This is a genomic window from Sorangium sp. So ce145 (genome assembly GCF_051525985.1).
GTDB lineage: Bacteria > Myxococcota_A > Polyangia > Polyangiales > Polyangiaceae > Sorangium > Sorangium cellulosum_B.
Window position 1 is genome coordinate 4,992,290 of record NZ_CP150315.1, and the last position, 22,420, is coordinate 5,014,709.

At 71.0% G+C, this 22,420-nt stretch carries 16 protein-coding genes; 10 read left to right on the forward strand and 6 right to left on the reverse strand.

All coding sequences use genetic code 11. From position 1 onward, the window contains the following. Positions 1–249: 249 nt before the first annotated feature. The 5 genes from WMF34_RS18440 to WMF34_RS18460 all read left to right on the forward strand — a co-directional run bounded on the left by WMF34_RS18440 (position 250) and on the right by WMF34_RS18460 (position 9,378). Positions 250–3,729, forward strand: coding sequence for a thrombospondin type 3 repeat-containing protein (locus WMF34_RS18440; protein ID WP_012236195.1), 3,480 nt, complete (start codon positions 250–252; stop codon positions 3,727–3,729). A 254-nt stretch (positions 3,730–3,983) separates the two neighbouring features. Continuing rightward, on the forward strand, positions 3,984–4,670 hold the full coding sequence (locus tag WMF34_RS18445; RefSeq protein WP_437994066.1) for a hypothetical protein: 687 nt from the start codon (positions 3,984–3,986) through the stop codon (positions 4,668–4,670). Between the two features lie 220 nt (positions 4,671–4,890). Then, positions 4,891–6,729 (forward strand): OmpA family protein, encoded by a 1,839-nt coding sequence (locus WMF34_RS18450; protein ID WP_437994067.1) that lies wholly within the window; start codon positions 4,891–4,893, stop codon positions 6,727–6,729. Between the two features lie 249 nt (positions 6,730–6,978). Next, positions 6,979–8,484, forward strand: a complete 1,506-nt coding sequence (locus WMF34_RS18455) for a hypothetical protein (RefSeq protein ID WP_437994068.1) — start codon at positions 6,979–6,981, stop codon at positions 8,482–8,484. 120 nt (positions 8,485–8,604) lie between these two features. Continuing rightward, positions 8,605–9,378, forward strand: coding sequence for a PP2C family protein-serine/threonine phosphatase (locus WMF34_RS18460; protein ID WP_012236199.1), 774 nt, complete (start codon positions 8,605–8,607; stop codon positions 9,376–9,378). Between the two features lie 52 nt (positions 9,379–9,430). Here WMF34_RS18460 and WMF34_RS18465 read toward each other — a convergent pair whose 3' ends face one another. Both WMF34_RS18465 and WMF34_RS18470 read right to left on the reverse strand, forming a co-directional pair. Next, a complete protein-coding gene (locus WMF34_RS18465) occupies positions 9,431–10,492 on the reverse strand; it encodes an EfeM/EfeO family lipoprotein (RefSeq protein WP_012236200.1) in 1,062 nt (353 codons plus the stop codon). 81 nt (positions 10,493–10,573) lie between these two features. After that, positions 10,574–11,806: a di-heme oxidoredictase family protein gene (locus tag WMF34_RS18470; RefSeq protein ID WP_012236201.1), complete on the reverse strand. Its 1,233-nt coding sequence runs from the start codon at positions 11,804–11,806 to the stop codon at positions 10,574–10,576. Between the two features lie 184 nt (positions 11,807–11,990). On the opposite strand from WMF34_RS18470, the gene WMF34_RS18475 reads away from it, so the two are divergent. Further along, a complete protein-coding gene (locus tag WMF34_RS18475; protein WP_437994069.1) occupies positions 11,991–12,779 on the forward strand; it encodes a hypothetical protein in 789 nt (262 codons plus the stop codon). Between the two features lie 36 nt (positions 12,780–12,815). On the opposite strand, the gene WMF34_RS18480 is transcribed toward WMF34_RS18475, so the two are convergent. Next, a complete protein-coding gene (locus WMF34_RS18480) occupies positions 12,816–14,357 on the reverse strand; it encodes a PGRS family protein (protein ID WP_437994070.1) in 1,542 nt (513 codons plus the stop codon). Positions 14,358–14,653: 296 nt separating this feature from the next. Here WMF34_RS18480 and WMF34_RS18485 point away from each other — a divergent pair, with 296 nt between their 5' ends. Continuing rightward, complete coding sequence (locus tag WMF34_RS18485) at positions 14,654–15,139, forward strand: hypothetical protein (RefSeq protein ID WP_012236204.1); 486 nt, start codon at positions 14,654–14,656, stop codon at positions 15,137–15,139. Positions 15,140–15,187: 48 nt separating this feature from the next. Here the strand turns inward: WMF34_RS18485 and WMF34_RS18490 are convergent, their stop codons facing one another. After that, on the reverse strand, positions 15,188–17,047 hold the full coding sequence (locus tag WMF34_RS18490) for an acyl-CoA dehydrogenase (RefSeq protein ID WP_012236205.1): 1,860 nt from the start codon (positions 17,045–17,047) through the stop codon (positions 15,188–15,190). A gap of 259 nt (positions 17,048–17,306) precedes the next feature. Between WMF34_RS18490 and greB the strand changes: the two genes are divergently transcribed. Beyond that, entirely contained in the window at positions 17,307–17,780 is a 474-nt protein-coding gene (gene greB, locus WMF34_RS18495) for a transcription elongation factor GreB (RefSeq protein WP_012236206.1), read from the forward strand. Positions 17,781–17,823: 43 nt separating this feature from the next. Beyond that, the gene (gene gloA / locus WMF34_RS18500) at positions 17,824–18,219 is read left to right on the forward strand and encodes a lactoylglutathione lyase (protein WP_012236207.1); all 396 of its coding nucleotides are present in this window, start codon (positions 17,824–17,826) and stop codon (positions 18,217–18,219) included. Positions 18,220–18,393: 174 nt separating this feature from the next. On the opposite strand, the gene WMF34_RS18505 is transcribed toward gloA, so the two are convergent. Further along, positions 18,394–19,311, reverse strand: coding sequence for a hypothetical protein (locus tag WMF34_RS18505; RefSeq protein WP_012236209.1), 918 nt, complete (start codon positions 19,309–19,311; stop codon positions 18,394–18,396). Between the two features lie 170 nt (positions 19,312–19,481). Here WMF34_RS18505 and WMF34_RS18510 point away from each other — a divergent pair, with 170 nt between their 5' ends. Beyond that, positions 19,482–19,790: a YciI family protein gene (locus WMF34_RS18510; protein ID WP_044965204.1), complete on the forward strand. Its 309-nt coding sequence runs from the start codon at positions 19,482–19,484 to the stop codon at positions 19,788–19,790. Positions 19,791–19,844: 54 nt separating this feature from the next. Here WMF34_RS18510 and WMF34_RS18515 read toward each other — a convergent pair whose 3' ends face one another. After that, positions 19,845–22,193 (reverse strand): hypothetical protein, encoded by a 2,349-nt coding sequence (locus WMF34_RS18515; protein WP_437994071.1) that lies wholly within the window; start codon positions 22,191–22,193, stop codon positions 19,845–19,847. Between the last annotated feature and the right edge of the window lie 227 nt (positions 22,194–22,420).

Sequence of the window (22,420 nt, forward strand, 5' to 3'; positions counted from 1 at the left end):
GAGGGGGCGGATCTGGGCCATCCTAACAGAAGGAGGCCCGCGGCCGAACAGGGGAGGCGGCGCGCCGCGCGACGCGTCGGAAGCGGCGGGGGCGCCTCCGACGTGGCCTCCGACACGGAGACGCGGCGGCGGGCGATCGCCGCGCGCTCGAGCGCGCGGCCGAGGAAAACCTCCCCAGGAGGAGGGCGAAACTGGGTAGGCTTACGGGGGCGCTGTCGCGTACGGCGCGATCTGTCTGGAGGAGCCGCGATGACCTTCCCCGCCTTGCCTTGGATGTCCCGCCACCTCGCGCACGCCGGCGCCGCGCGACGCGGGATCGTGCCGCTGCTCGCGGGCCTGCTCGCGCTCGTGGCGCTCGCGCCCCGGCCGGCGAGCGCGGCGCTGTGGGACACGGACAACGATCAGGTCGCGAACGAGCTCGACAACTGTCCAGGGGTCAGCAACCCGAGCCAGTATGACGGCGACGACGACGGTCTGGGCGATGCTTGCGACAACGACGACGACGACGACGGCACCCCGGACGACACAGACCTCGACGACGACAACGATGGGACACCGGACACCGCCGACAAGTGTCCGACGATACCCACGCCGATGGCCGCGGATCCGGACGTCGACACCGATCGCGATGGCGTGCCGAACGTCTGCGACAACTGCGACACGTCCAGCAACGAAGACCAGCTCGACAGCGACGGCGACGGGATTGGAAACAGCTGTGACGATGACAACGACAACGACGGCATCAACGACTTCGGCGCTCGTTCAGACAACTGCCTCAACGTCCCCAATAACAATCAACGCAACGACGACGGCGACAACTTCGGCGACGCCTGCGACAATTGTCCCGGAGCCTACAACAACGATCAGCGCGACAGGGACAACGATGGCATAGGAGATGCCTGCGACATCTGCGCGGATGACCCGAATACCGATCAACTCAACAGGGACGGAGACCTCTTCGGCGACGTTTGCGACAACTGCCCGGACGCGCCCAATACCAGCCAAGTCGACACCGATCACGACGGGATCGGCGACGCGTGCGACACCTGCCGAACCACGCCGACCACGAACCAGGATGACGGCGACGGCGACGGGATCGGCGACGCGTGCGACAACTGCCCTGGCACACCAAACAGCGGTCAGGAAGACGCGGACCACGACGGCATCGGCGACGCGTGCGACAACTGCCGAGACCGAGCGAACCCGGACCAGGCGAACAGGGACGGCGACACGGTCGGCGACGCGTGCGACAACTGCGCTGGCGCGCCCAACGACGACCAGGCCGACGACGATCGCGACGGGGTCGGCGACGCGTGCGACAACTGCCTGGGACGCCCGAACGATCAGCAGAACGAGGACGGCGATCCCTTCGGAAACGCGTGTGATCTCTGCCCGTACGTGGCGACGCTGACCCAGGTCGACACCGACGGCGATGGATTCGGCGACGCGTGCGACAACTGCCCGCGCCTCATCACCGCGAACCAGGCCGACGGCGACGGGGACGACGTCGGCAATGCTTGCGACAACTGCCCCGAGGTCGCCAACACGGATCAGATCGACAGCGACGGCGACGGCCTCGGCAACGCCTGCGACAACTGCCCCAGCGTCGCCAACGTGAGCCAGCTCGACGAGGATCACGATGGGGTCGGCAACGTCTGCGACAATTGCCCCTCGACGCCGAACGGGCCGAACGACACGAACAACCAGGGCGACCGCGACGGGGACCAGAGAGGCGACTCCTGCGACAACTGCCCGGACGTGCCCAACGCGAACCAGACGAACACCGACGCTGCCACCGGCGACACGCTGGGCGACGCATGCGACGACGACGACGACGCCGACGGCGTGCCCGACGCCGCGGACAACTGCCCGACCGAGCCGAATACGAGCCAGCGCAACACGGACCGGAACCTGCCCGGCGGCGACGCGCTGGGCGACGCGTGCGACAACGACGACGACGCCGACGGCGTGCTCGACGCCTCCGACAACTGCCCGCTCCAGCGCAACACCGATCAGACGAACACGGACGAGGACCTGACCGACGGCGACGGGTTCGGCGACGCCTGCGATGATGACGACGACGCGGACGGCGTGCCCGACGTGAACGACAACTGCGTCACGACGCCGAACCCCGCCCAGGCCAACACCGATCTGCACCTGCCCGGCGGCGACGCGCTGGGCGACGCGTGCGACGACGACGACGACGCCGACGGCGTGCTCGACGCCTCCGACAACTGCCAGTTCGCGCCGAACAGCACGCAGATCAACACCGACGAGAGCCTCGCCGGCGGCGACGCGCTGGGCGACGCGTGCGACAACGACGACGACGCCGACGGCGTGCCCGACGCCACCGACAACTGTCGCACCACCCCGAACCCGGGGCAGGAGAACAACCCGAAGAACGGGCCCGAAGACGCGCTCGGTGACGAGTGCGACGATGACGACGACAACGACCGCGTCCTCGACGCAGATGACAACTGCGGATACGACATCAACACCAACCAGCTCGATACCGACGGCGATAGCGACGGGGACGTCTGCGACGACGACGACGACAACGACCTCCTCACGGATGCAGAGGAGGCGGCGCTCCGGACCGACCCGACGAGCGTCGACTCCGACGGCGACACCATCGGCGACTTCGAGGAGGTGTTGAACCGCGACAATCCTGCCGATCCGATCAACAACACCGACGATGACGCGTTCATCGACGCCGTGGACCCCGACAGCGACGGCGACGAGGTGCTCGATTCCGAAGAGGCCGGGGACGCTCTGCTGAACACGCCGGCGATCGACACGGACGGCGATGGGACCCCGGATTACCGGGACACCGACTCGGACGACGATGGCGTGCTCGACGGCGACGACAACTGCCGTCTCATGGCGAACCCGCCGCCCGCGCCGGGCGAGCCGCAGGTCGACACCGATGGCGACGGCAAGGGCGACGTGTGCGACGGCGACTCGGACAACGACGGCACGCTCGACGTCGACGACAACTGCCCGAGCCTGGCGAACGCCGGGCAGCAAGACGCCGACGGCGACGGCACCGGGGACGCGTGCGATCCCGACGGCGATCCGGACGCCGACGGGGTGATCAACGAGGACGACAACTGCGATTTCGCGGCGAACCCGCCGCCTGCGCCGGGCGAGCCGCAGGCCGACATCGACGGCGACGGCCTCGGCGATCCCTGCGATGATGACGCCGACGGCGACTCGATACCTGACGCGGACGACAATTGCCCGCAGAACGTGAATGCCGATCAGGCAGACGCCGACGCCGACCGCCACGGCGACGTCTGCGACAACTGCCCGAGCCTGGCGAACGCCGGGCAGGAAGACGCGAACGGCGATGATCTCGGCGATGCCTGCGATCCCGACGGCGACGGGGTGGTGACCGACATCGACAACTGCCCGAGCGTGGCGAACCCCGAACAGACCGACACGGACGAGGACGGCCAGGGTGACGCCTGCGAACCGCCGGATCCGACCGGCAGCGGCGGCGGCGGAGGGGCCGGCGGAGCGGGCGGCGCTGGCGGCATGGGCGGCGCCGGCGGTGAGGCCGCGACGACGACTGCGACCAGCGGCGGCGCGGCGTCGCCAGATTTCCAAGGCGGCTGCGACTGCCGCATGGGACGTGCGCCGATGCCCCGGGAGGCGTGGGGGATGCTGCTGATCCTCGCCGCCGTGCTCCGGCGGCGAGGCCGGCTGCAACCGCGACGGGCGGCATGACTCCACGCCGCGGAGACGGGGCTCTGGCGATCACCTGAGAGCTACGCCCGGCGAGCGCGGCGGCTCGTCGTCGACGCAGCCGTCCGATATCGTCAATCTTGGATAGCGAGGTGCAGATTCGTGTGATACGGGCTCAGCCGCCAGGCAGGCGAGTGAGGCGTACGAAGGTACGCCGAAGCGAGCCGAACGACGCGGATGAGCCCGCGGCGCACGGAGATGCGCCCCGCCATAACGGAGCTTCAAGGAGGACCCTCATGCAGGCATCTCGGTGGATCGCGGTGTGGATGGCGATGGGCGCGCTCGCCATCGCCGGTACGGGCGCGGGATGCGGAGGTGACGAGGCCCCGGGGGACGCGACGACCTCGAGCTCGACGACGACCACCACCACCACGGGTGAGGGCAGCACGAGCAGCGCAGGGACGGGCGGCGCTGGCGGCGAGGGCGCGGGCGGCTCAGGCGGCGCGGGAACAGGCGGCTCCGGTGGTGCGGGAACAGGCGGCGCCGGCGGGACGGGAACGGGCGGCGAGGGAACGGGCGGCGAGGGCGGCGCGGGGGCGGGCGGCTCCGGTGGCGCGGGGGCGGGCGGCTCCGGCGGCGCTGGCGGCACGTCGGGCGAGAGCTTCAATTTCACCCTCCGCGGCACCGGTTACGTTCCCGCCTACACCGCTGGTGACATGGTCTACGTGGTCGTCGTCGCTGCCGGCGATGCCGCGCCGGCCCTGAGCGCGTCGGACGCGATCGAGGCCGACGGCACGTTCAGCGTGACGGGGCAGATACCCGGCGACAAAGCGTACAAGATGCACTGGTACGTGGACCTTTCACAGAATGGGACTTGCGACGCGGCGCCCACGGATCACGTCTGGACACAGGACATCCCCACCGTCACGGCGGATATCACGCGCGGCGTCGTACCCAACAGCGCCTTCGGCGACTGTCCGTGACGCGCCGCGCTCGGCCGTCCCATTGCCGTTGATTGCCTGATCGTCCCTGGCGCGGCGCGCCCTCGGCGCACCGTCGTCCTGTGGCCGGAATCGTGGCCACGTCGAACGCGGCGCGAGCGGGTCGCAGGCCACCTCCTTGACCTCGCCGAGGATCGCCGCGGCCAGGGAAGAAATGCGGATGTTGCCCCCCGCCACGCGCCCCCGCTATCGTGCCCAGCCGATGAGGCCTTCCTCCGTCACAGCGGTCGCGTCCACGGCCGTCCTCATGACGCTCGCCGGCGCCTCGCGCGGTCAGTCCACCGGCGGGTTCTCCCTCGACCGGTTCGAGCCGGCGCCCGCTGGAGACGCCTTCTTCGGCGTGCCCTCTCCGGCCGCTCCGGGGCACCTCGCGCCGCGCGCCTACGTGATGCTCGATTACGCCCACCGCCCCATCCACACCAGCGGTGAGACCCCGGTCGACCTCGTCTCCTCGCAGGCGTTCCTCCGCCTCGACGCCTCGCTCGCGCTGTGGGATCGCCTGCTGCTCTCGATCGACGCCCCCCTCGCCGTCGCGCAAGGGGGCGACGACCCGGGCTTCCCCGGCGTCGAGTTCACCGAGCTGACGGCGCCCGAGCTCGGCGACCTCCGCTTCGGCGCGCGCCTCCGCGTGCTCGGGAGGGACGCGGGCCCGTTCCAGCTCGGGATCGGCGGCTACCTGTTCGCGCCCACCGGCTCGCCGGCGCAGTACACCGGCGACGCGGAGGCCCGCGGCGCCGTCCACGCGAGCCTCGGCGGGCGCGTCGGCTCGGCGAGCTCGTCGCTCGGATTCCTGTGGAGCGCGAGCGGCGGCGTCGAGCTCGGGGGCGGCCCCAACCGGCCGCAGCTGCTCACGTTCGGCGGCGCCGCCGGGCTCCTGATCGCCGGCGATCTCCTCCAGCTCGGCGCCGAGGCGTACGGCGGGGCGCCGCTCGGCGAGGAGCTCCTGCTCTCCAGTACGCCGGTGCAGCGCGACGAGGCGGGCGTCAACGCCGAGCTGCTCTTCGGCGCCAAGCTGCGCGTCCTCGACGGCCTCACGTTCGGCGCCGCGGTCGGCCCGGGCCTGACGAACGCCATCGGCACACCGCCGGTCCGCGCCGTCGGCATGGTCGGCTGGACGCCGCTCCCGAAGCCGGCCCCGGATCGCGCCCAGGCCGCCGCCGTCGCGGGCGACAGGGACGACGACGGCATCAACGACGACATCGACGCCTGCCCCGACGTGAAGGGCGATCCTTCGCCCGATCGCGCGAAGGACGGATGCCCTCCGGCGGATCGCGACGGGGACACGGTGCTCGACATCGACGACGCGTGCCCGAGCACCCCGGGCGCCCGAAGCGCCGACGCCACGGAGAACGGCTGCCCCGAGGACTCGGACGACGACGGCTTCCACGACGGCATCGACGCCTGCCCCAGCGTGCGCGGCGGGGCGAGCGACGACCCGAAGAAGATCGGCTGCCCTGGCGACACGGACGGCGACGGCATCGCCGACGCCTCGGACGCCTGCCCCACGGTCAAGGGGCCGGCGAACCGTGACCCGAAGAAGAACGGCTGCCCGGACGATCCGGATGGAGACGGCGTGCGCGGCGCCGCGGACGCCTGCCCGAACGAGCGGGGGCCCTCCGACCCCGATCCACGACAGAACGGCTGCCCCAGGTTCGTTCGCGTCAACGCCGACGAGATCAAGACGTCCAAGCCGGTGCAGTTCGTCGTCTACGGCAAGACGCGCGCCGAGACGGTCGATCCCATCTCCGACGAGGTCCTGTACGAGGTGCGCGACACCATCCAGCAGAACCCGGACATCGAGCTCGTCGAGGTGCAAGGCCACACCGACGACAACGGGACCGAGGAATACAACCTCCGCCTGTCGCAGCAGCGCGCGGACGCGGTCCTCTCGTGGCTCGTGGCCGCCGGGGTTCCGAGGGAGAAGCTCGTCGCCAAGGGCTACGGCTTCGAGCAGCCGGTCGGGGACAACCGCGTCAAGACAGGGCGCCAGAAGAACCGCCGCGTGCAGTTCGTGATCGTCAAGCGCAAGGAAAAGCCCTAGCGAGCAAGCGCCGGCGTCGCGGCCCGACGGCCACGACCACGAGCGAAACAACGCCCAAGACACTACAAATCCCGACAGCCGCCCAGACGCGCAGACGCCGATACCTCGCAGTCCAGGGCGATCGCGGCGCCGCGGCACGTCATGCTGCGCCGCCCGCATGCGCCTCCGCCGCAGCCCGACCCCTGGCCGTGACCGTTCCCTGACGGCCGTGGATGGGCGCGTGTGTCACCTTATCGAATGCTCCATACGGTGGCGATCTCAGATATCCATCTTTGCGAGCTCGAGCCGGGTGACGGCCTGTGGATGCGCTACCGTCAGGCTCCTTACTCCCCCGACAGCGAGGTCGCGGCGATGCTGGACGCGCTCCGGGACGAGATGAGGCAGGACACGGCGCGCGGCGCGGGGCGCGACGAGCTCACGCTCGTGCTCAACGGCGATGTGTTCGACTTCGATGCGCCGCGCGTGATCGACCAGCAGAGCGTCTTTCACGATCTCCCCCGCAGCGCCGAGCACGCGGTCCCTGCGATGAAGGCGATCCTCGCGGACCACCCGGTGTTCATCGAGGCGCTCGGTCGCGTCGTCGCGGACGGGCACACCGTCGTGTTCATCTCCGGCAACCACGACGTCCAGCTCACGTTGCCCGAGGTGCGCGACCTGGTCCGGGCCCGCGTCGTCGATGCGGCGCTCGCCGCGCTGGGCGACGCGCAGCTCGCCAGCGCCCCGCACGCGCGCGCGGCGCTTGCCGCGCGCGTCGTGTTTCGCGCGTGGTTCCACAAGACGCCCGACGGCATCATCGTGGAGCACGGCAACCAGTACGACGCGTATTGCAGCTACCGCTACCCGATGGTCCCGTTCGGGCGGAAACCGGGCGAGATCCAGCCGACCATGGGCTCGCTCGTGTGCCGGCTGCTCGTGTCGCGGATGGGCTACTTCAACCCGCACGTGGACGCCTCGTTCATGCTGTCCGCGTTCGGGTACCTCGCGCACTGGGCGCGTTACTACATGTTCTCCAGCCGCTCGCTCGCGGGGGCGTGGGCGCTCGGCGCGCTCCGCACGCTCGTCGAGCTCGTGCGCCGGCGCGAGCCGGAGCGGCGCGCTCGCCTGCGCGAGTGCCTCGCCGCCGCGGCGCAGGAGACGGGCGCCCCGCTCCGCGCCGTGGCCCGTCACGCCCGCCTGTTCGCTCCCCCGGCCGAGGATCGGCTCGGGCTCGTCGCGCGGGAGCTATGGCTCGACCGGGCCGCGCTGGCGCTGCTCGCGGTCGGGGTGGCGCTCGTGTGGCTGCTGCTCGCGCCGCTCTGGCTCGCGCCGGGGGCGCTCGTCGCGCCGGCGGCGCTCATCGTCTATGAGCGCCTCGTGCCGAAGCTCCCGCTCGACGCGACGTGGCAGCGCGTCAGTCGCGCCGCGCGCCACGTCGCCCGCGCCCATCGGGCCAGAGCGGTCGTCTTCGGCCACACGCACACGCCCGAGGGCACCTGGGAGGGCGGGCTGTTCTTCGGCAACACCGGCTCGTGGTCCGCCGCCTTCGAGGACGTGGCCTGCACCAAGCCGGTCTTCGCCGCGCGCCCCCTGGTCTGGCTGAGGTCCGAGCCGGGGGCGGGCAGCGCCGCGCGCCTCTCGGGAGGCCTCGTGACCTGGAAGAACGGCCGCTTCGAGGCCCTCGCGGCCAGCGTCCCGCCCCCTGCCGGGCAGCGCAGCGAGCCGCACGGCGCCCATCCGCCTCTCCAGTCGCCGGCGACCGCCACGCTGCGCACGTGACGCGCGTGCCCGAGCAGGCCGGCGCTCTTCACTCGAATTGAGCTCCTTCCTGACTTGCGCGAGGCGTCCCGCCGCTGGATGCTCCCGGCACGACACGCGTCCCGCTGACGAGGAAGCTCTGTGAACCCCCCGCTCCACATCGAAGCCGCCGGTGACAGCGACGTTGGCCACCAGCGCGAGCACAACGAGGACAGCTTCGCGGTCGATCTGGATCTCGGCCTCTTCGTCGTCGCGGACGGCATCGGCGGCGCCGCCGGTGGGGAGGTCGCGTCGCGGATGGCGGTCGACATCGTGCGCTCGTTCTGCAAGGACGGCGAGGGCGAGATCACCCAGCCGACGGGGTACGACGAGGAGGTGACGCCCCTCGAGCTGCGCCTGGTCTCGTCCATCTGGCGCGCCAACGAGCGCATCTTCGAGGTCGGGCAGCGCGACCCGCTCTGCTACGGCATGGGGACGACGTTCGCGGGCGTCTACGTCGACGGGAGCTCGGCGTGCATCGCGCACGTCGGCGACAGCCGGGTCTACCGTTACCGAAAGCGCCGGCTCGAGCGGCTCACCGAGGATCACTCGCTCTGGAACGAGCACCTGAACACCGGCGAGCAGCTGCCTGACGATGTGGATCCGCTGCTCGCCCGCAACGTCGTGACGCGCGCGCTCGGGATGGGGAAGACGGTCGACGTGGCCACGCGCGTCGAGCGGCCCGAGGCCGGAGATCTCCTGCTGATCTGCTCGGACGGGCTCTCGGGCCCGGTCCCCGAGCTGGAGATCGCCGAGCTGCTCGCGCAGGAGAGCGACCTCGCCGCGACGGCCCGGTCCCTCATCGATCGCGCCAACCAGCACGGCGGCCCCGACAACGTCACGTGCGTGCTCGTGCGGTGGAACGCCGGCGGCTGACGCGGCCGAGCGCGCCGCGCCGGAGCGGGGTGCTGCTTCGATGCGCCCCGCTCTACGGGAGCGTCTTGATCCGGAGCAGATCGGCGGACCTCGTCATGTCGCTGGCGAGCGTGCCCGGGGTCGCGTCGTCGCTCTCGTGCTCCACGAGCGAGAACAGCTTCCCGAACGGCGTCGCGAGCTGCTCGTCGGTCGGCTCCGCCTCGCTCCACCCCTCCGGAAGCGGCGGCAGCGCGTCGCCTTCGATCGCTTCGTACGCGCTCGACAGCCGCTCGAAGCCGTCGCGCACCGCCTCGTCGACCTCCGCGCCTTCGGCGCCCTTGGTCAGGATCCACGGCTGGAAGGCCTTGTAGGTCGCCACGCCGGCCGCGACGTTCGCGCGCATGTCGGCGAGCGTGTACTGGGCGTAGCGGGACTCCTCCTCTCCGGTCGCCGCCTTGCTGGTCTTCTCCACCTGCTCGGCGATGGAGGCGATGACCCCGCGGTAGGCGGACGGCGCGTCGAGCGCGAGCGAGTCAAAATCCGATTGCATCTTCGCCGCGTCGGCCGCGAGGCGCGCGCAGAGCTCGTCCTTGAACGACGCGGCCTCGGCCTCGGTGGCAGGGAAGGCGGCCTCGCTGTAGTTTTCGAGCTCCGACTCGAAGGCGAGGACGGGCTCCGGGATCGCGTCGGCCCAGAGGATGCGCTCGATGGCGTGCACGCCGGTCACCCCCTCACCGTCGAAGAGGTCGTCGTCGGCCTCGACCTCGATGAACGCGTCGTAGCGGGCGTCCGTCGAGTAGTCGAGATCCGGAAAGACGACCGCGATGGCTCCTTCGATGCTCTCGTAGGCTTGCCGTGCCTTCTTCCACTCGGCCTTCATGGCATCGACGGCCTCCTTGTCGCTCGTCGCGCTCCACCCGTCGGCGTCCGGCGCGGGCGCGGCCGCCTGGAGCGCGGCCGTGGCGGCGGCGAACTGGTCGAGGTTGCCCTCGATGAAGGTCTTCACGCCGGACACGGCCTTTTGCTCGTACTCCGCGTCGGTGAGCAGCGTCTCGTTGTCGCTTCCGCACGCAGGAAGCGAGAGGGCGGCGGCGGCGATGGCCAGACCGGACCGCAGGCGGGCGGGGATGTGCATGATGTTCGAGCTCCTTGTCACCGCTCGCGTGGGGCGAGCGCGCGATGTGGATTGGTGCGTGTGCGTCTCGGTGGACGTCGATCAGAGCGAGCGCACGAAGTCGATGAGCGCCCCGCGATCCTCGTAGGAGAGCGCGCGGAACGCGGCGACCGAAGCGGCGGCCTCCGAGCCGGGGCCGTCGTGGAGCAAGATGGCCTGCTCAATGGTCCTGGCGCGGCCGTCGTGGAGGTACGAGGTGCTGTGGCGCACGCCGATGAGCGGCGCCGTCCGCCAGGCGACGGAGCTGGCCGACTCGTCGGCCAGCCCGTCGGCGAGATCTGGGCCGAGGTCGTGCAGGAGGAAATCCGTGTAGACGGGAGCGTCGATGTCCGCGAGCTGCGCGATCGGGTAGTCGGCGCGCGTCCTCAGCGAGGGGACATGGCAGGCGGCGCAGTCGGCCTCGGCGAAGAGCGCCTGGCCGCGCGCGTCGGCGGGCGCGCGCCTCGGGATCTCGAGCAAGCGCATGTAGTCGGCGACGGCGTTCACCGTGTCGAGGACCACGTCTTCGCCCGGCTTGGCGTCGTCCGTGAGCCCGTCGGGGTTCGGCAGCTCGTCCGGCCGGAGCGGCGAGGTGATGCCCATGTCGCCCTGGTAGGCGTCGGCCGTGAAGTCGTCGAGCGTGGCGACCCGCGCCTTGAACCCGAAGCGGCCGATGAGGTTCTCGTCGCCCTCGACGAAGGCGTGGAACGACTCGTCCCCGCTCTTCTTCGAGTGGAACACCACGCGGTTGATGCGCCCGCGGATGGCGTCGCCGCGCGCGGCCTGCTCGGCCGCGACCCGCTCGATCTCGGCGTCGTCGACCGCCTCCATGTAGCCGCGCCCGAACACCGGCGGGCCGAGGCGCTTCGAGACCTTGATCGTCGCCTCGGTCTCGGGCTGCGAGACCGTCGTCGCCCCCCCGACGGCGTAGGGCCGCAACGTGTGTCCGTAGGGGAGCCCCCCCTGATCCGCCGCCGGCGTCACGCCGTCGTCCTCGACGAGCGCCATCTTCTGGACCGCGCCCGGGCCGCGCGCGGCGCCGTCGTGACAGCCGGCGCACGCCGCGCGGATGTAGAGCGGCCCGAGGCCATCGCGCTCGCGAAAGACGAAATCGAAGAGCGCGTCGCCGTCCTTGAACCGAGCTACCTGCTCCGGAGAAGCGCCGTGCAGCGGGATGTCGGTGAGGTCATCGCCGATCAGCGTGATGCCAGCCAGAGGATCGCCGGGAGCGGATTCCGAGCCGCAACCCGCATTGAAGACCAGCGGGAGCGCAAGAAACAGGGCAAATCGTGACATGTCGTCGACCGGAACCGTAGCCGTAAATGAAAGTCAGCGTCAATAACCCAGGGCGCGGCGCGCTCGCCGGGCTGGTGTGCAGCATCGCGCACGGGCGGATCCCACCCCCTTGCGAAGCGTGGCGGAGGCTCGAGCGTTACACTGCCCGAGCCGGCGCGGACGGGCTCACGCTGGAGGACAGCGGATGAAGCAGCGAGATGACGAGCGGCGCGCGGCCTCGAAGGCCCTCCGGGACGGACTGCGGGAGATCGAGCGGAACGAGGAGCGCCGCGCGGCGCACGAGGAGCTCAGCGCCGGCTGGCTCCGGTACATGGGCCCCGGCTACGGCAACGACATCTGCTCGATGTGCGGCGCGCTCCTCGATAGGGGAACGGCCTACATGCACTGCGCGCCCTGCCTGGCGACGCGCGGGATCGACGAGCAGGCGCTGCGCGGCGTGTGCGCGCAGGCGATGGCGGAGGACTGGCCGTTCCAGGATCGCCGGCTCGACGGCGGGCGCTGGGCGCGCGCGCTGATCGCGTTCTGGCGGAATCACGTCGATCCGATCGAGTCGAAGGCGATCCCTTACCGGAACAACACGCTCGAGTCTTCCTTCTACTACATGAAGCGGCGCCTCACCGAGGCGGGGGTCGCGGACATCTGGACGGTGCCTGACGAGAGCCAGCGTGGGCTCGATCCTGCGATGGTCGTGCGGGCCCGGGGCGGCGCGCTGGCGATCGGCGTCACCACCCAGCGGCGCATCGCGACGGCCGACGAGGGCGCGCGCGGCGCGCACATCGCGCTGTTCGACGAGTTCCTCCGCCTCGCGGGCGCGCGCGAGGGCTTCCTTGTGGTCGAGAAGCTGAGCCGACGCGCGCGGCGCGACACGCCCGTCCGGGAGATCGTTGTGACCACCGCCGAGGGACGGCGCGTGACGCAGCTCCGCTGCATGCAGGAGGATCGGAGTTGGCCCGCGCCGGCGGCGCCGGCGTAGCGCCGGGCGCCGTCGCGGCGCGGACCTCACGCCGCGCTACTGCCGGAAACGCTGCTCGATATCGTAGATCTCCGCCGCCACGCCGTCGGCTCCGTCATGGGTCCGGCTGGCCCCGCGCCCTCCGATCCCGGCCTCACCCAGCTCGATGGTCGTGTTCGTGAGCGAGGGCTCGATGACCGCGTACGCGACGGCGATCGAGTGGCCGCCGAGCCCGCCGCCGCCCCGGCCGCCCTGGCCGCCCCGGCCACCGCGACCGCCGGGGCAGGCGGCGTTCAGCCCCGTGGCCTCGCCTCGGGTCCCGGCTGCCCCGTAATCGCCGCCCTCGCCGCCCGGCTGGCCCTCACCCCCATCGCCGCCATGGCCACCGCGGCCGGTCTTCAGGACCACGTCGTTCAAGTCGATCGACGCGCTCCCGACGAAGAGGGCGATGCTCACCCCGCCGGCGCCTCCGCCGCGGCCGCCGAGCCCCCCGCACCCGCCCGAGCCCCCGGCGCCTCCGCCGGCGCCGGCAGCAGAGGCCTCGAAAGGACACATCTGCGCGCCGGTGCCGCCCTTCGCGCCGCCGCCTCCTCCGCCGCCCTGGCCCCGCCTGCCCGGCGTCCCGTCGCCAGCGAGCGGGCCGGTATACCCGTTCAGGAAGAGATCGCCGAAGCCCGTCGCTCCGGCGCCCGGACTCCCGTCCACCCCGTCCGCGCCCTCCTGCCCCGCGGTGCAGCGCTGGGTGCTGGTCTCGCCCTTGCCGCCGTTCATCACGTCGCTCGGAACCCCGCTGCTTCCATCCCCCCCGGACTCCAGGCCACCCGTCCCTCCCGTGCCGCCGCGCGAGTCGTCGGATCGATCGTCGGGCGTACCGCAGGTGTTGTTCACGGGGAGCCCGCCGGCGACCGTCGTGGCCGAGCACGCGGCGTTGCCGAAGTTGCCGGTCATCCCTTTCCCGGCAGCGCCGTCCACGAACGCCCCGCCGCTCGCCCCCGGCGCCCCGTCGCCCGCCTCGAGGATGCACCGCCTGAAATGGACAGGGACCCCGGAGCTGTTCGCGGCGATCGCCGATCTGCCTGCCAGCTCGGTGTGGGTCACCGGGATGGAGCGCGCGATCACGTGGAGATCCTCGATCACCGCCGCGCCTTCGCCGTTGTCGAACGAGAGCGGCGTCTCGCCTTCGGGAGCGGTGAGCGTGGTCTTCTTCTTGTCGCCTATCCAGCGCCAACCGTCGTCGCAGTCGAGCCCGCCGAAGAGCCTGTGTCCCCCCGGCACGATCACCGCCTCATCGAACGTCTGGGCGCAGACATAGATGCGCCTTCCCTTGTCCGGGGAGAGCTCGAGCGCCTCCGAGATCGTCCTCACGGGCGCCCTCTGGATCCCCGCGTTGCCGTCGTCCCCCAGGGTGCTCGAGACCCACACCCCGCACTTCGAGGGGACCGTCTCGTGCTTGCTCGGAGTGCAGGTCTCGTCGGACAGCTCGTCTTCGAGGTCCCTGATCCCGACGATATTATCCGGCTGCTCGAAGCAGCCGCTCAACGCCATCGCGACCGGAATGAACCCCACTACCCATGCATCAACCTTGAATCGAATCCTCATACTATTCCTATTCCGGTCAGCCCTGCGCGTTTTCCAAGCAAAGCGACCTGCGCGTGCCGACCGGCGCGATCGCCACGCCTGCCCCGTCACGCGCGCGCTCGTTGACGGGCGCGGGCGCGCGCGTCGCCCGGGTGGGGGAGGGGTCACCCGGGCGGGGAGGCGACGAGGGCCACGGCGTGCGTGAGCGCGCGGCCGCCGGCGCGCGGCGCGTCGGCTCAGTTGCCCGCAGTTGCCCGCAGTTGCCCGCAGTTGCCCGCAGTTGCCCATCGCCGGGTATTCCGTGCGAACATCGGCGCATGAGCGCGAACCTGAGGGATCTCGTGCGCGAGCTGATCGAGGCCGGCGGCGGCGAGCCGCTCGAAGGCGGTCGCTTCCTGCCGCTCGTCACGCTGGAGTCCGGCGCCCGGGTCGGGCTGGACGGCTCGGGCGCCTGGGTCTTCGCGCCCGAAGGCGGCGGGGTGGCTCAGGCCATCGCGCCGGAGCGCGGGCGGGCCTTCTTCGAGGTGCTGGAGACGAAGCGGGACGACTTCGACGCGAGCATCGAGGCGGCGGCGAAGGCCGCGGGCCTGCCCCCCGAGGAGGTGGCCTTCTCGTTCCCCGCGGCCGACGTCGTCCGCACAGTGCTCGCGAGAGGCTTGCCGAGCATGACGCGGCTCGCGCTCTCGTGGCTCCGGTTGACGGAGGTCCGCGCGCTCCGCGCCGAGATCATGGCCGTCTCGCGCGACCCGACGATGCCCGTGCCCGTCCGGGACCTGGCGGAGCGGCTCACCGTCCCCGTGTGAGCCCGCGCCCCGCCCCCGCCCGGAGGCGGGGCGGCGCGGGGAGGGAGGTCAGACCGTCGCGAACGCGTCGGCCGGGATGTCGAGCGCGGACGAGTCCTCGCGCCCGAGGATCTCGGCCGAGAACTTCGCGTGCGGCAGCACGTTGGCCGCGAAGTAGAGGGCCGCGTGCTTCTTGCCCTCGTAGAAGGCGCGGTCCTTCGCGCCGGCGTCGCCGGCCGGGAGGCCCTCCATCGCCTTGAGCGCGATGACCGCGCCGTCGAGCAGGAGCCAGCCGATCGCGAGCTCGCTCATCATCTCGAGGAAGCGGTTCGCCGCGAGCGGCACCATCGGCATCTTGCCCAGCTGGAACCACGAGAGCAGCCGCATCGCGGTGCCGGCGACGGCCTCGTGCGCCTCGCGGAGCTCCTTGATGCTCGCGGCGAGGACGGGGTGCTTCTCGTTGGCCTTCACGAACTCGGCCACGTCGTTCAGGAAGGCCTGCAGGTTGACCCCGCCGCCCTGGCCGAGCTTCCGCCCGACGAGGTCCATCGCCTGGATGTGGTTCGTGCCCTCGTAGATCGAGAAGACCTTCGCGTCGCGGCAGTACTGCTCGACGGGGTAATCCTTCGTGTACCCGGCGCCGCCGAAGGTCTGGATCGCCGTCTCGCAGACGCGGAACGCCTGATCGGACGAGTAGGCCTTCACGAGCGGCACGAGCAGGTCGACCTGGCCCTGGTTGTAGGCGGCCGCGCGGTCGTCCTTGCCCTGGTAGACGGCGACCGCGTCCTGGTGGCGCGCGAGCTTGATGATGAGCGCGCGGATGCCCTCCACGCGGCTCTTCATGTCGAGCAGCATCCGCCGCACGTCCGGGTGATCGATGACCGGCACGCGCGGCGCCGTCGCGTCCTTCCACTGGAGGATCGACGAGCCCTGCTTGCGATCCTTCGCGTACTCGAGCGCGTTCAGGTACGCCGAGGAGGCGACCGACACGCCCTGCAGGCCCACGGAGATGCGCGCGCCGTTCATCATCCGGAACATCTGCGGCATGCCCTGGTGCTCGACGGTGCCGACGAGCTCCCCGAGGCAGGCGTCGCTCTCGCCGAAGTTGAGCACGCACGTCGACGACCCGTTGATGCCCATCTTGTGCTCGATGTTGCCGACGACGACGTCGTTCGGCCCGCCGAGCGAGCCGTCGTCGTTCACCCGGATCTTGGGCACGACGAAGAGGCTGAGCCCCTTCGTGCCCGGGGGCGCGCCCTCGACGCGGGCGAGCACGAGGTGCACGACGTTCTCGGTGAGGTCCTGATCGCCGCCGGAGATGAAGATCTTCGTGCCGCGAATGAGGTACTTGCCGTCCTTCTGCTTCACCGCGCTCGTCCGCGACGAGCCGACGTCCGACCCGGCCTGGGGCTCGGTCAGGCACATCGTCCCGCTCCACTGCCCGCCGTACATCCGCTTCAAGAAGAGGTCGCGCTGCCTCGGCGTCCCGAAGTGCTCGATCACCTCGGCCGCGCCGTACGTCAGCCCGGGGTACATGTTGAGCGCCGCGTTCGCGCCGCAGAGGAACTCCTCCACCACCGTGTAGAGCGTGAAGGGACCGCCCTGGCCGTCGTAGGTGGGCGAGACCGAGACCGACTTCCACCCGGCCTCATACAGCTTGTCCCACGCCTCCTTGAACCCCGGAGGGGTCTTGACCTGCCCCCCCTCGATGCGACAGCCGACCCGATCGCCGACCGCGTTGAGCGGGCCGAAGACATCGCACGCGAACTTGTACGCCTCGTCGACGACCATCCCGACCTCGTCGCGCCCCCACGCGTCGTAGGGCGCGCTGCCGAGCAGCTCGTCCAGGCGGAATTGCTCGAAGAGGAGGAAGCGGATCTCGCGGAGGTCGGCCTTGTAGCGGTTCTGGTGGGTTTGAGCGTTCGACATGGGAGACCTCCTCGTTGCCGCGGCAGGGAGGCGCTGGCAGCCGGTTCCCTTCCCGGTCTTCCGCGCAGCTGCGGCACAGTTCTGCATTCGCCTAGCATGTCGCCGCGGCGCGTCAACAGCCGTCCGCAACATGTGAAGAATCTCGTGGAGATCCATGAAGATCGGGGCATCCGAGGCGGGCCCTCGGCGGGGCTCCCGCGCCGGGATCCACGGCGTTGAACTGGCGCGCGGCGCGGCGTAGGCTCGCTCGCGATCGACCATGTCCGACCCGGCTTACATCACGCCCAGCGGGGCCAGGAGGCTGTCCGAAGAGCTCGCTCGGCTCCGCTCCGTGGAGCGGCCTCGCGTCGTCCAGGAGGTCGCCGACGCGGCGGCGCAGGGCGATCGCTCCGAGAACGCCGAGTACATCTACGGCAAGAAGAAGCTGCGCGAGATCGACCGGCGGATGCACTACCTGACCAAGCGGCTGGAGAAGGCCGTCGTGGTCGATCCGTCCGAGCAGCGCGGCGACAAGGTCTTCTTCGGCGCGACGGTCGAGATCGAGGACGAGGACGGCGCGCGACGCACGTACCAGATCGTGGGCGAGGACGAGATCGACAGCGCCGCAGGGCGCATCAGCTGGCGCTCTCCGGTCGGCCGGTCGCTCCTCGGCAAGCGCGCGGGGGACGTGATCACGGTCCGCCGCCCGGCGGGCGAGGCGGAGATGGAGCTCATTTCGGTGCGTTACGGCTGAGCGCCGCGCGGCGCCAGGGCCGGAGAAGGAGACGGGAATCGGCATGAGGATCTTGCACACGATGCTTCGGGTCGGCGATCTCGAGCGCTCGATCGGCTTCTACAGGGACGTGCTCGGGATGCAGCTCCTGTCGCGGCAGGACTACCCGGAGGGCAAGTTCACGCTCTGCTTCCTCGGCTACGGGAAGAACCCCGAGCACGCCGAGCTCGAGCTCACCCACAACTGGGGCGTGGACAAGTACGAGCTCGGCACGGCGTACGGGCACATCGCGCTCGGGGTCGACGACATCCGCGCGGCCTGCGACCGCATCCGGGCGGCGGGCGGGAAGATCACGCGCGAGCCGGGCCCGATGAAGCACGGCAAGACCGTGATCGCGTTCGTCGAGGATCCGGACGGCTACAAGGTCGAGCTCATCGAGGAGTCGAGCCGGAGCCGCTAGCCGGAGCCTGGGCTCGAGGCCGGCAGATCGAGGTCGGCGAGGCGCGTCGAGGCAGGGGAGGGTGCGGAGCAGCCGGAGGCCCAGAGGAGCCTCCGCGCTGCCCGCGCATCGTCTCTGCTTCGTCTGCTTCGCGCTCGCCCGCGCGCTCGCTTCAAGCCCGCGAGGCGCGGGTGATCAGGCGCCCGCGACCGGCGCGGCGTCGTTCGCCGGCTCGGGGGACGAGAGCTCGCCGCCCTCTGCCGCGGACGCCTCCTCGTCGGGCGCCTTGGCCGGCGCCTCGGACGAGGCGCTGCTCGCGGCCGCCGCGGCCTTCTCGGCGTTCGGGCGCCGGCCGCGCGGCTTCTGCAGCAGCGACGGGGCGAGGTCGCCGTCGCCGCCCTCGTGCCAGCGCAGGTACGCGACGGCGCGGCGGCACTCCTCGTACGCCTTCGCGACCAGCGAGATCGCGCGGGCGCGGCGATCGCCGGCGTCGGTGATCTTCGGCGCCGCGGACGAGCCCTTGCCGGGCTTCGCGGCGAGCGCGGCGAGGAGGCGCACGCCGAGATCCGCGGCGCGCTCGAGCTCCTCGTCCTCGACCGCCGTCTTGGCGCGGACCTTGTCCCAGGAGCCGCGGAAGAGCTCGGCCAGGGCGATGAGATCGCTCGCGAGATCCGCGTGCCCCTTGCCCTTGCGGATGTCGGCGACGCGCTGCTTGTCGAGGAGGTTCCTGTGACCGAGCGCCTCGGCGGCGACGAGGAGCCCCTCGCGCAGCGTGCCGGCGTCTTCGGTGAGCTTCTTCGCGTCGAGCTCGCTCGCGGGCGTGCTGTAGAGAAGATCGGCGTACCAGGCCGCGAGGGCGAAGTCCTCGAGCTCGTCCAGCATCGCGATCGGATGGTTCGGGAGATCCCGGACGATCTCGTCGCGGAGCTCGCGCAGGTGGGGCAGGGCGGAGAGCACGGAGCTCACGGCCCTGGGGACCTCGACGTAGACGGTCACGAGATCGTCGGGGCCGAGCTCGAGGAGCTTCGGCTCAACGCGGCCGTACGCAGCGAGCGCGGCGGCCGGCGAGGACGGGAGAACGGGAGCAGGTGCTGCTTTCGGGGGTCTCGCCATACAGGTGTCTCCAGCGGAGGGCGCGCACACTGCCAGACAGAAGCGCGAAGGGAAAGGGGGACCGCGCGATCGTCGCCGGAGGCTCGGCCGGAGGGCGCCCTGGCGCGAACAGACTCTCCGGCCGGGCGCGCTGTGCTCTGGTAGATTGCGGCGCGAGGACTCACGACATCATGTACGCGATTGCGATCATTCGTTACAGGCGACCGCTCGACGAGGTGCTCCCGGCCGTCGACGCCCACCGCGCCTATCTGAAGGGGCTCATCGAGCAGGGGCTCGTGCTCGTGTCAGGGCCGCTCGATCCCCGCTACGGCGGCGCGCTCCTGCTGCGGGTGCCCGACGAGGAGGCCGCGGCGACGCTGGATCGGATCCGGGACGGCGATCCCTTCACGGCGAAGGGGCTGGCGCAGTACGAGCTCCTGCCCTGGGCGCCGGTGTTCGGAAAGGAGGAGCTCGACAGGGTGTTCGCCCCGAAGCCCTGACGGGAGCGCCCCGCCGTTCCTCGCACCGGCGCCGTCCGCGCCGCCGACCGCGCGCTACGGCGTGTCGAACGAGAGCACGCCCGAGTCGTCCGTCGTGTAGCGCCCGCCCGGCGTGATGCGCACCGCGAGCTCCGGCTCCCGGGAGACGACGGCCACGTCGTAGCCGCCCTTCGGCAGGAGACCGGTGATCACGTGCCTGCGCGTCGCGCGAGGCACCTGATAGGACAGCGTCCCCGCGCTCGGTCGCGGCTCCGAGCGCAGATCCGAGCGGAAGAGGACGACCGTGCCCGCCACCAGCGCGCCGTCGAAGCCGGAGCCCTGCGCGCTGTCGATCCGCGTCGCCGCATCCATCGCCGCCCCCGCGTCCGCGCCTTGCAGCACGTGCAGGAAGCGGACGTCCGTCGGAGCGGCCTGATCCTCCACGACGAGGCGGTGGGTCGTCGGCTCCATCGCCGCCGGCTTGTCGACGTTCTCGACCGGCACGGCCGTCATGCGGGCGCTCCGCGGCAAGAGGCTCTGGATGAACAGCGTCTGCCCCCGCGGGGTCACGGCGCTGGCCGTCCGGCCGGCGATCCGCGGCGCCGAGGTGGTCATCAGGTTGAACCGCTTGAACCGGCCGGCGGTGCGGGACGTTGCGCGGTCGTAGACGACCACGTGATCCGGCTGCAGCCAGACGACCGACCGGCTCGCATGGACCATGTCGCGGGCGGCGTCCGTGGGCACCCAGACGTTCTCGCGGGTGTTGTACAGATCCGTCGCTATCCCCTCGGCGAACACGTAGCCGGCGCCGCGGGTCATGCGCGTGATCGGATCGCCGGCGGCGCGCCCCTCGCGCCACTGGCCGCCTCGCGCGACGATCTCCTTCTCGTACCAGCGGATATTCGACGGCTTGTCGTTCTGCAGGGAGAGGGTGTTGTGGTAGTCGGTCGTCGCCCCGATCAGGTTGTTCGAGTAACTCGTGTGCTCCTTCGTCAGCCACTCTCCCTTCCGGTAGAGCTCGATCTGATTGCAGTCGCCGATCTGGTGGTTGATGGTGACCCAGCCGCACCGCCAGGTGAACCACGTCGCGCCCGGCGTCCAGTCCGAGCGCGCGCGGAGGGAGCCGCGTCCCTGCGCCCGCTCGAAGAAGGTGGTGGGCATCGCCGGGCGAGGATCCGCGGGGAGCGGCGCGGCCGGGTCGAAGAGCATGAAGCTCAGGATCGCCCGGCTCGGGGCGGGTGAGCCCCAGATCTTGGACGTGCGCGCGTAGAGCTCGGGCGCGCCGCCCGCGATCGTGTTGGCCACGATCCAGCGCGACCTCTGCAAGCGCGCGGTGTTGCCCGTGAGCTGGTCGTAGACGCCCAGCGAGCCGAACAGCTCGGCGAAGCGCGGCTCGACCCAGATCTGCAGCGTGTCGCCGTAGTTCGCCATCTCGTAGACCGGCCCGAGGTCGCTCCTCGACGGGTACGTGACCGGGCCCGGCGCGATCGAGTGCAGGAACCCGTCCGTCAAGCGGTCCCAGTATCCGCTGCGCAGCAGCCCGATCTGAGGCCCTGACTGGGCCTGGGTGCCGTAGCCGGCCGTATAGAGCCCTAGCAGCGCCTGGTGGAGGGTCGCGACGCCGCCGCCGTAGAGGAAGCCCTCCACGGGCAGGCCGCCGCTGGCCACGCCGAGCCCGTCGGACGGGACCCCGAGCTGCTTGGCCGCGGTCTCGGAGGCCTCGAAGACGGCAAAGGCCTGGTAGAGCCACGCGCCCGTCGCGTCCGCGCGATAGCTGCGCAGCGTGTTGCCGAGCTTCCCCGCCGGCGCGCTCGGATCGAGCGGAGGGTCGTCCGCGTCGTCCATCGAGAGCGACATCAGCGTGACATTGCGCAGATGGCCGAGATAGTAGTTGTTCGCAGCCCACCTGAGCTGGAGCGGATCGCGGAGCAGCGCCGGATCGTTCATGACGCCGACCGGGTGGGGGTGCTCGTTGCCCGCCGTCGCGGCGTGGAGGTTGTCGTCAATCCACCTGAGAAAGACCTGCCGTATCTTGGCCTTGTCGCCGGCGGAGAGCACCGGACGGCCGCCGCTGTCGGTCGCGTCATAGATCCAATCGACCGTCAGCGGGAACCCTTCACCCCACCAGCGCGAGCGATCGCCGGTCGCGAACCCCGGGCGGCGGAAGGGCTGGCCATCGGCTCTCCCCTTGCTCGCCTCCTCGATGGCGACCATCAAGAGATTGCGCGCCCTGACGGCGTGGGTGGGGCGGGCCGCGACGTCGGCGTCGATGAGCGACATGAACGCGAAAAACTCGGCATACGCCTCGGTCGGATACTGCTCGTAGGCGTTGGTGCCGCTGTCCGGCCACGTCGGGTTCGGCCGCCCATTCGGGTAGAACCGGCCTTCGTAAGCTGCGATCGCACTCCGGAGCGCGGGCAACATGGCTTCCCTGTACATGCGGTTTCGGCTGTCCGCGGCCCACCCGCGCAGCCTTGTGAGGTGTTCGCTCGTAAGCCAGAGTCGCGGGTGACCGGTGACAGGCTGCGCGGCGGCGCGCCCCGGCGCCCCGACAAGGCCCAGGGAGAGCACCGCGGCGGTGAGGATGTGGTGAATCGGTCGCATGCTGGTTCTCGGTATCGCTGGGCGCGAACAGCCGCGCCGGCCAGCGT

Bases quoted from the DNA above. Each gene is read 5' to 3' on its own strand.
- WMF34_RS18440 (WP_012236195.1), top strand. From the start codon at position 250: ATGACCTTCCCCGCCTTGCCTTGGATGTCCCGCCACCTCGCGCACGCC.
- WMF34_RS18445 (WP_437994066.1), top strand. From the start codon at position 3,984: ATGCAGGCATCTCGGTGGATCGCGGTGTGGATGGCGATGGGCGCGCTC.
- WMF34_RS18450 (WP_437994067.1), top strand. From the start codon at position 4,891: ATGAGGCCTTCCTCCGTCACAGCGGTCGCGTCCACGGCCGTCCTCATG.
- WMF34_RS18465 (WP_012236200.1), bottom strand. From the start codon at position 10,492: ATGCACATCCCCGCCCGCCTGCGGTCCGGTCTGGCCATCGCCGCCGCC.
- WMF34_RS18470 (WP_012236201.1), bottom strand. From the start codon at position 11,806: ATGTCACGATTTGCCCTGTTTCTTGCGCTCCCGCTGGTCTTCAATGCG.
- WMF34_RS18475 (WP_437994069.1), top strand. From the start codon at position 11,991: ATGAAGCAGCGAGATGACGAGCGGCGCGCGGCCTCGAAGGCCCTCCGG.
- WMF34_RS18480 (WP_437994070.1), bottom strand. From the start codon at position 14,357: ATGAGGATTCGATTCAAGGTTGATGCATGGGTAGTGGGGTTCATTCCG.
- WMF34_RS18485 (WP_012236204.1), top strand. From the start codon at position 14,654: ATGAGCGCGAACCTGAGGGATCTCGTGCGCGAGCTGATCGAGGCCGGC.
- WMF34_RS18490 (WP_012236205.1), bottom strand. From the start codon at position 17,047: ATGTCGAACGCTCAAACCCACCAGAACCGCTACAAGGCCGACCTCCGC.
- greB (WP_012236206.1), top strand. From the start codon at position 17,307: ATGTCCGACCCGGCTTACATCACGCCCAGCGGGGCCAGGAGGCTGTCC.
- gloA (WP_012236207.1), top strand. From the start codon at position 17,824: ATGAGGATCTTGCACACGATGCTTCGGGTCGGCGATCTCGAGCGCTCG.
- WMF34_RS18505 (WP_012236209.1), bottom strand. From the start codon at position 19,311: ATGGCGAGACCCCCGAAAGCAGCACCTGCTCCCGTTCTCCCGTCCTCG.
- WMF34_RS18510 (WP_044965204.1), top strand. From the start codon at position 19,482: ATGTACGCGATTGCGATCATTCGTTACAGGCGACCGCTCGACGAGGTG.
- WMF34_RS18515 (WP_437994071.1), bottom strand. From the start codon at position 22,193: ATGTTGCCCGCGCTCCGGAGTGCGATCGCAGCTTACGAAGGCCGGTTC.